This is a genomic window from Halorubrum sp. F4 (assembly GCF_027257195.1).
Classification (GTDB): Archaea; Halobacteriota; Halobacteria; order Halobacteriales; family Haloferacaceae; genus Halorubrum.
Genome location: NZ_JAPDFS010000028.1, coordinates 286 through 7,529, shown reverse-complemented (window position 1 = coordinate 7,529; position 7,244 = coordinate 286). Strand labels below are relative to the sequence as shown.

Annotated in this window: 7 protein-coding genes; 3 read left to right on the top strand and 4 right to left on the bottom strand. The window is 68.3% G+C overall.

Translation table 11 applies throughout. The features are described 5' to 3' along the window. Positions 1-45: 45 nt before the first annotated feature. A complete protein-coding gene (locus OKW78_RS16210) occupies positions 46-735 on the top strand; it encodes a DsbA family protein (protein ID WP_281196100.1) in 690 nt (229 codons plus the stop codon). 30 nt (positions 736-765) lie between these two features. On the opposite strand, the gene OKW78_RS16205 is transcribed toward OKW78_RS16210, so the two are convergent. The 4 genes from OKW78_RS16205 to OKW78_RS16190 form a co-directional block, all read right to left on the bottom strand. Then, the gene (locus OKW78_RS16205) at positions 766-1,686 is read right to left on the bottom strand and encodes a phosphatase PAP2 family protein (RefSeq protein WP_281196098.1); all 921 of its coding nucleotides are present in this window, start codon (positions 1,684-1,686) and stop codon (positions 766-768) included. Continuing rightward, positions 1,683-3,557, bottom strand: coding sequence for an ABC transporter substrate-binding protein (locus OKW78_RS16200; protein ID WP_281196097.1), 1,875 nt, complete (start codon positions 3,555-3,557; stop codon positions 1,683-1,685). Before OKW78_RS16200 ends, OKW78_RS16205 begins: the two co-directional genes overlap by 4 nt. A gap of 59 nt (positions 3,558-3,616) precedes the next feature. Continuing rightward, complete coding sequence (locus OKW78_RS16195; RefSeq protein WP_281196095.1) at positions 3,617-4,873, bottom strand: DUF3488 domain-containing protein; 1,257 nt, start codon at positions 4,871-4,873, stop codon at positions 3,617-3,619. A gap of 82 nt (positions 4,874-4,955) precedes the next feature. Next, a complete protein-coding gene (locus tag OKW78_RS16190) occupies positions 4,956-5,258 on the bottom strand; it encodes a hypothetical protein (protein ID WP_281196101.1) in 303 nt (100 codons plus the stop codon). Positions 5,259-5,597: 339 nt separating this feature from the next. Between OKW78_RS16190 and OKW78_RS16185 the strand changes: the two genes are divergently transcribed. Both OKW78_RS16185 and OKW78_RS16180 read left to right on the top strand, forming a co-directional pair. Further along, complete coding sequence (locus tag OKW78_RS16185; RefSeq protein WP_281196094.1) at positions 5,598-6,524, top strand: replication factor A; 927 nt, start codon at positions 5,598-5,600, stop codon at positions 6,522-6,524. A gap of 1 nt (position 6,525) precedes the next feature. Further along, positions 6,526-7,206, top strand: coding sequence for an RPA family protein (locus tag OKW78_RS16180; protein ID WP_281196092.1), 681 nt, complete (start codon positions 6,526-6,528; stop codon positions 7,204-7,206). Positions 7,207-7,244 lie beyond the last annotated feature (38 nt).

Below are 7,244 nucleotides of genomic sequence, written 5' to 3'. Positions count from 1 at the left end.
CGCCGCCGCCGAACGGGCTTTCCGCGTCGGGGTCCGAAAGGAGGTATGAGCGACACCGACGCCGACCCCGACGGAAACGACGCTGAGACCGCTACCGAGACCGCGACCGATCCCGTCACCGTCACGGTGTTTTCCGATTACGTCTGTCCGTTCTGTTATCTCGGCCGACGCTCGCTCGACCAGTATCGTGAGACGCGCGAGGCGGACGACGACCTGCGGATCGACTGGCATCCCTTCGACCTCCGGAGCGGGAAACGCCGTCCCGACGGGAGCATCGACACTTCGGTCGACGACGGCAAGGACGACGACTACTACGCGCAGGCGAAAGAGAACGTCCGCCGGCTTCAGGAGGAGTACGACGTCGAGATGGACCTCGAGATCGCGACCGACGTGGACTCGCTCGACGCGCAGGTCGTCTCCTACTACGTGAAGGAACACTACCCCTACGACACGTGGCTCGCGTTCGACGAGTCCGTCTTCGCCGCGCTCTGGCAGGATGGCGAGGACATCGGCGACCGCGACCTGCTCGTCGACCTCGCAGCCGACGCCGGCGTCGATCCCGAGGAAGTCCGGTCCGCGCTCGGGGACGACACGCTCCGCGAGGAGGTGTCGGCGCTGTTCGACGAGGCGCGACGGCGGGGCGTCACCGGCGTTCCCACCTTCGCGTACGACGACCACGCCGCCCGCGGCGCGGTCCCGCCGGAACACCTCCGGCGGCTCGTCGAGGGCGCGTAGGCGCGTCGATAGCGATCGGGTCGACCGCGATCAGGCGGAACCTCCCTCGGCGGGTTCCTCGACCGTTCCGTCGTCGGCGTTTTGATCCGGCGTGTTCCGATCGGCCGCGCTTTGGTCGGTCGCGTTTCGGTCGGCCGCGCTCCTGTCGCGGTCCTCGACCGCGTCGACGTACCGGTACGAGAGGTACACGCAGCCGAGCGCGAGGGCGGTCCCGAAGACCACGTCCGTGAGCCAGTGTATCCCGAGGTACATCGTCGAGACGACCACGGAGCCGGCGATCCACCAGGCTATCGGCGTCCACCGGGGATACTGTCCGTGCGTGAGCGCGGCGAAGGCCGCGACGGTCACCGACAGGGAGGTGTGAAGCGAGGGGAACACGTTCGTCTCGACGTTCACCTCCGCAGTGAGCGTCCGGAACTCCGGGTTGAACGTGTACAGAAGCGAGGTCACGGCGTCGGGCATCACGTTTCGCGGGCCGTACGCCAACACGACGGTGTAGAGCACGAGGCCGATCGCGTAGTTGAGCGCGTACGCCACGATCAGCCGCTTCAGCGTCGTCGACTCCGGAAGCGCCGCGTACGCGATGAACGGAAACACGAGCAGGAACGCGTACCCGAACACGTAGACGGACGAGAAGTACAGCGTCAACTGCGGGCTCTGGAAGGTCCCCTGGAGCCACGCGACGAAGTTCCCCTCGAGGTCGAAGATGAGGCTGGTCAGTCGCAGGCCCAACACCTCCGATATCGACTGGAGCGCGGGCCGACCGATCCCGCTCACGACGAGCACGACGAGCAGGGCGGCGACCTCCCGACGGGACTCGCGGAGGTACGGAACGAGGTTCTCGCCGACCCCGTACAGCCGCCGCGGGCCGACGACGGCGACGCCGGCGACGAGACACATCGCGGCCACCCAGAACAGGACGCTCGTGACGACCGGGAGGAGCGGCGTCATTGGTCCCGCGCGAGCAGTCTGCCGGACTCGTCGAATCGATAGCCGATCTCCCGAAGGGCCTCGCGCGTCGCCTCCGCGTCGAGCGACCCGTCCTTCCCCCGGAACGGATGTACCGGGTCCTCCTCGCGGTCGTCGTCCCACCGGAGGTTCCCGGGAACCCACTCGGGCGACGTCGCCAGCGGACTGGTGGCCGGCCGGGCGTACCCGGCGAACGCGTCGTCGACGATGGTCGATTTGTCCACGAGCGACGCCACGATCCCTCGAAAGCGCGGGTTCGAAAGCGGCGCACGCCGCGCGTTGTACCCCACGTAGTAGAACGCGGCCGACTGCGTGCTCACGAGGCGGGCATCGCTCTCGCGGCCGATCCGGGGCACCGAGTCCGGTCCGAGGTTCGAGACCGTTCCGTCGGCGTAGCCGTCGGCGACCCACTGTACCGCGGAGACGTCCGAGCCGACGATCGCGACCTCGAGACGATCGAACTCCGGCTTACCACGGTACGGCTCCGGGATCGACTCCTCCTCCTCGGTTCCGGTCGTCGACTCGGCGGAATCCCCGTCGGTCTCGGCTTCCTCGCCGGTCTCGGCGTCCGCGCTATCCACCGAGCCGGCGCGAACGAGGAAGTGATCGGGGTTCCGTTCGAAGACGACTCGCTCGCCGGGAGTCGACTCGACGAACCGCATGGGACCGCTGCCGACGGGGTCCTCGTTGGGCGTGACGAGCGCCTCGGTGGTCTCGGTGTCGAGCTCGAACCCGCCGACCGTCGCCGTCTCGGCTCGATCGATCCAGACGTGTCTCGGCAGTATCGGGACCTGTAGGGCGCGTTCGGCCACGGTCTCGTCGGTCTCCGCGACGACCAGTCGAACGGTCGAGTCGTCGACGGCGTCGGCCGACTCCACGATCGATCCGCGTCCCCGGAACTGTGGGGAGGGAACCGGCATCTCGGTCCCCCCCATCGAGGTGTCCCGGAGGAACTCGTACGTGAACGCGACGTCCTCCGCGGTCAGCGGCTCGCCGTCGTGCCACGTCGAGTCCCGCAGTCCGATCTCGAGCGTCTCCGGGTCGGTCCACTCCCACTCGCGCGCGAGCCACGGGACCGTGGCCCCGTCGTCGACGATCGCGAGCCGGTCGTACAGCATCGACATGAACGTTCCGTATCGGCGATACTCGGCGGCGATCGGGTTCCAGTTCTCGGAGATGCGTCCGTCCGCGGTCGCGAGCCGGAGGGTGACCGGGTCGCCGTCGTCCCCGCTTCGTTCGTCGATGAAATCCATGGTGAGCAGCCCGGTCGCGGATATCGGCGGTCCCGTCTCCCAACCGACGAACCGATCCGTCCGCGCCGCCGCCAGCGCGTCCGGGAACGCGACGACGGTGAACGGCTGTTTCTCACACATCGACTCCTGGAGCTCCGAGACGATCCGGGCCCGGTCGGACTCGTCCGCGGCCCGTTGCTCCTCGAGGAGCTCGTCGACGTCGAGGTCGGTGAAGCCGAACGGGTTCTGCCACCCCGCCTCGGCGGTGAACTTCGAGTGGGTGAGACCGTAGAGTACGTCGGGATCGAACGGGAGCACCTCCGTGTACTGGCCGACGTACACGTCGAAGTCGTGGTTGAGGAGCACCGTTCGGCGGAGGTCGGTCCCGTTCATCGTCTCGATCCGCGCGTCGACGCCGACGGCGTCCAAATTCTCGGCGAGCGCCCGCGCGATCCGGATCCCGTTCGGGTCCTCGTCGGCCGGCGTGGTTCGGATCTCCAGTACGAGCTGTGCGGAGCTCTCACGTCCGGCGATGTTCCGTGCCCGCCCGGCACAGCCGGCGCTCCCGACAGCGAGGCCGATCCCCGCAAGCGCGTCGCGTCGGCTGATCCGCCCCGTCATCGTTCAGATGGAGTCGTCTCCGAAAGTATATCAGTTCTATGGTGTGACGGAGGTCGATCCTAGAGCACGTCGGCGAGGGGGAGCGCGAGCGCGACGATCCACGCGAGCACGCCGGCGGCGAGGACCGATCGGTCTCCCTCCGCCCGTCCGACGGCGATCAGCCCGAGCGCGGCGAGCACCGCCATTCGATGGACGATCAGGCCGGGAGGCACCGCCACTCCGAGCGCGGCGAAGTCGAGGACGAACCCCGAACCGAGCCCCAACACGACCCCGAGGAACACGGCGGTCGGATCCGATCGTCGGCTCCCGTGGACGACGAGCGCCGGCAGCCCGACGGCGATCACGAGGTACAGCGGTGCGGCGATGGCCTTCGGCGCGAGGTCGGGATACGCGGTCTCCAGGGCGACGCCCAGGTGTCGGACCGAGACGAAGGCCCCCGCGAGTGCCACGCCGAGAACCGCCGCCTCCGCGTGTCGTTCCGCCTCCCGTCGCAGCCGACTCGCCGTCTCCACGGCCGCCTCGCGGGTCCGTCTCCGGAGGAGCGCCCCGACCGCCGGGAGGAGAACGGCGAGTTCGATCACGGAGAGCCAGCCGTCGCTCCGGCCGCCGTCGATCCCGCGGTACTCCCGGCTGACCTCCGCGGCGATCGGATCGTCGATGAACTCGTCCTCGAGCCGGGTCGCCGGCTCGTCGATGTCGGGGACGGTGTGACGGAGACGGAACCAGTCGTAGTACTCCTCGTGGATCTGCACCGCGGTATACGCGCCGTCGGGCGACTCGTACGCCCGAATGTGGTCACGGGTACCCAGATACGTGCCGTCGTGGACCTCGAAGGTGACCGCCTGCCAGGTGCCGCCGTCGGGTCCCCTGAAATACGAGTACCGGTTCGATCCGCTGGCGTTCTCCCAATTGCCTCCGACGATGTCCCGGACGGGATCCGATCGATTCTCGTTTTCGATCGGGTCCGTCCGCCCCGTGGCGTTGTCGTCCCCGACCAGCGGTGCGCGGCCGTCCTCGTCGGTCGCCTCCTCTTCGTCCGTCTCCCGCCAGTCGGCCTCCGGGTCAGTGGTGAGTGCGCGCTCGACCGTCTCGGCGTCGTTCCGGAACACGACGTTGATCGCGAGGGTCTGTCCGTAGACGGACCGGCTTCGGCTCGTGTACGGCCACAGCTCGTAGTCCCCCTCTATCTCGATCAGGGACTCCGCGGGGACGTCGCCGGCCTCCGGCTCTTGAACGGTCCCGCCGAGGACCCCCGAGAGGACCAGCCCCGCTCCGACGACGAGCAGGAGGGCGACGGCGACCGTCTTCCGTTGCATGACCGATTCGCACGCGTCCGGGCTATAAAACCTCCCGGGGGCGAGATCCGGGAGAACGTCCCGGACGGTCCCTCACGGCGAGTCACCACGTCTCGACGTAGCCGTCCCGGACGTCCTCCGCACAGCCCTCACAGTCGGCGTGATCCGGCTCGAAACAGTCGGGGCGGCCCTCGGCGTCGACGGTCACCGATCGTCGCTCGGCGTGTCGCCGACAGACGACCCTCGCGCGCCCACCCTCGTCGGTCGGCAGGTCGTACAGTTCCGCACCGGCGTTCTCCTCGTCGGGATCCGTTCTACCCTCCGCGTACGCCCGCTTGGCCTCCTCGAACTGCCGGCCGGCCTTTCGGAGTTGCTGGCGGATCATCCGTTCGAGGCGGTCGTCCATGTCCCCGCTTTCGGCCGCCCGGAGTATAGGTCCGTTGGCGACGTGGGCGTCGAGATCCTCCCCCACGCCCGACCGCTTCGTGAACGCGTCCCGTGTGAGGGTTCCACTTGAAACGCCGCCCGCGCGTGGCTGACGCACGTCTGACGAACCGATTCCCGACGGAGGAGCCATCGATCGATCACGGATCGAAACTCGTCCGATACTCGCCCGCTATCGACCGATATCGAGGCCTCCACGGCGACCGGGTGGACACTTTCACCGCGGTCACGTTCGTTTTAATATCATGAGGAACCAACCGTCGTACGCCTCCCATTGAAAACGACCGGAGGCGAGACACCCATGAGCGAACTGCGACAGGAAGCGGAAGCGATAGCGGAACAGTTCTCGGACCACCTCGAGGTGGGCCCCGACGAGATCGAAGAGCGGCTGGAGAACCTGGTCAACGAGTACCGCGTGCCGCTCGAGGAGGCGCGCCGGAGCGTCACCAACAGCTACCTCGACGACGCCGGAATGGAGCGCGACGAGCTCGGCCGCGGCGGCACCGAGCAGGTCCACGTGAACGACATCGACGAGGACGAGCGGTGGGTCGACCTCCGCGTGAAGCTCGTCGACCTCTGGGAGCCCCGAAGCGACTCCATCTCGCAGGTCGGGCTCGTCGGCGACGAGTCCGGGACGATCAAGTTCGTCGCCTTCGAGACGTCCGACCTCCCCGAGTTGGAGGAGGGGAAGGCCTACGAGCTCTCGAACGTCGTCACCGACGAGTACGAGGGCAGCTACTCGGTGAAGCTCAACCGAACGACGGGGATCACCGAGATCGACGAGGAGATCGAGGTCGGCGACAACGCCGAGACCGTCGAGGGAGCGCTCGTCGACATCCAGTCCGGCTCCGGGCTGATCAAGCGCTGTCCCGAGGAGGACTGTACCCGCGTCCTCCAGAACGGGCGGTGTTCCGAGCACGGCCAGGTCGAGGGCGAGTTCGACCTCCGCATCAAGGGCGTCCTCGACGACGGCGAGACCGTCACCGAGGTCATCTTCGACCGCGAGGCCACCGAGGAGCTCACCGGAATGGGCCTCGAGGAGGCGAAGGACATGGCGATGGACGCGCTCGACACGACGGTCGTCGCCGAGGAGATGGCCGAGGACGTCCTCGGCCGCTACTACCGCGTTAGCGGACCGACGTTCGGCCGGTACGTCCTGGTCGACGAGATGGAGGAACCCGGCGCGGTCGACGTGGAAAGCGCGCTGATCGAAGCGAGGTCGATCTGAAATGAGCCAGTCAACCCCCACCCGAGAGGTCGCCCGGCGCACGTTCGCGAGCGAGTTCAACGACGCCGGCTACACGTTCAAGGAGTCCGACGACGAGCGCGCGCCCGTCTACCTGCTGTTGCCGACGGGCGAGTCCGCCAACCGCGTCTTCTTCGTCGGCACCCTCACCGAGAAGGAGGACGTCGGCGAGGACAGCGAGTACTGGCGGGGCCGCATCGTCGACCCGACGGGGACGTTCTTCGTCTACGCCGGCCAGTACCAGCCCGAGGCCGCCTCGAAGCTCCGAGACCTAGAACCGCCCGCCTACGTCGCGGTCGTGGGCAAGCCCCGGACGTACGAGACCGACGACGGGACCGTCCGCGTCTCGGTCCGCCCCGAGTCGATCACGGAGGTCGACGCGAGCGTCCGCGACCGCTGGGTCGCGGAGACCGCTCGGCGAACGATAGAGCGCGTCGCCGCCTTCGACGACGAGGGGAACGAGTACGCGCGGATGGCCCGCGAGCAGTACGACCTCGATCCCGAGACGTACAAGGCCGCGGCGCTGTCGGCGCTCGAGGACCTCGACGACACCGACGAGCTCGCCGACGGCACGGCGACCGGATCCGACGACGCGACCGGCGACACGGCCGAGTCCGATGGGACGGCCGACGACGCGGAAGCGCCCGACGCCGCGGGGATCTGAGGACCGACCGCCCCACGTGACTTCCCGCCATCCGCCGT

Coding starts and splice junctions, on each gene's coding strand:
- OKW78_RS16210 (WP_281196100.1), top strand. CDS start 46: ATGAGCGACACCGACGCCGACCCCGACGGAAACGACGCTGAGACCGCT.
- OKW78_RS16205 (WP_281196098.1), bottom strand. CDS start 1,686: ATGACGCCGCTCCTCCCGGTCGTCACGAGCGTCCTGTTCTGGGTGGCC.
- OKW78_RS16200 (WP_281196097.1), bottom strand. CDS start 3,557: ATGACGGGGCGGATCAGCCGACGCGACGCGCTTGCGGGGATCGGCCTC.
- OKW78_RS16195 (WP_281196095.1), bottom strand. CDS start 4,873: ATGCAACGGAAGACGGTCGCCGTCGCCCTCCTGCTCGTCGTCGGAGCG.
- OKW78_RS16190 (WP_281196101.1), bottom strand. CDS start 5,258: ATGGACGACCGCCTCGAACGGATGATCCGCCAGCAACTCCGAAAGGCC.
- OKW78_RS16185 (WP_281196094.1), top strand. CDS start 5,598: ATGAGCGAACTGCGACAGGAAGCGGAAGCGATAGCGGAACAGTTCTCG.
- OKW78_RS16180 (WP_281196092.1), top strand. CDS start 6,526: ATGAGCCAGTCAACCCCCACCCGAGAGGTCGCCCGGCGCACGTTCGCG.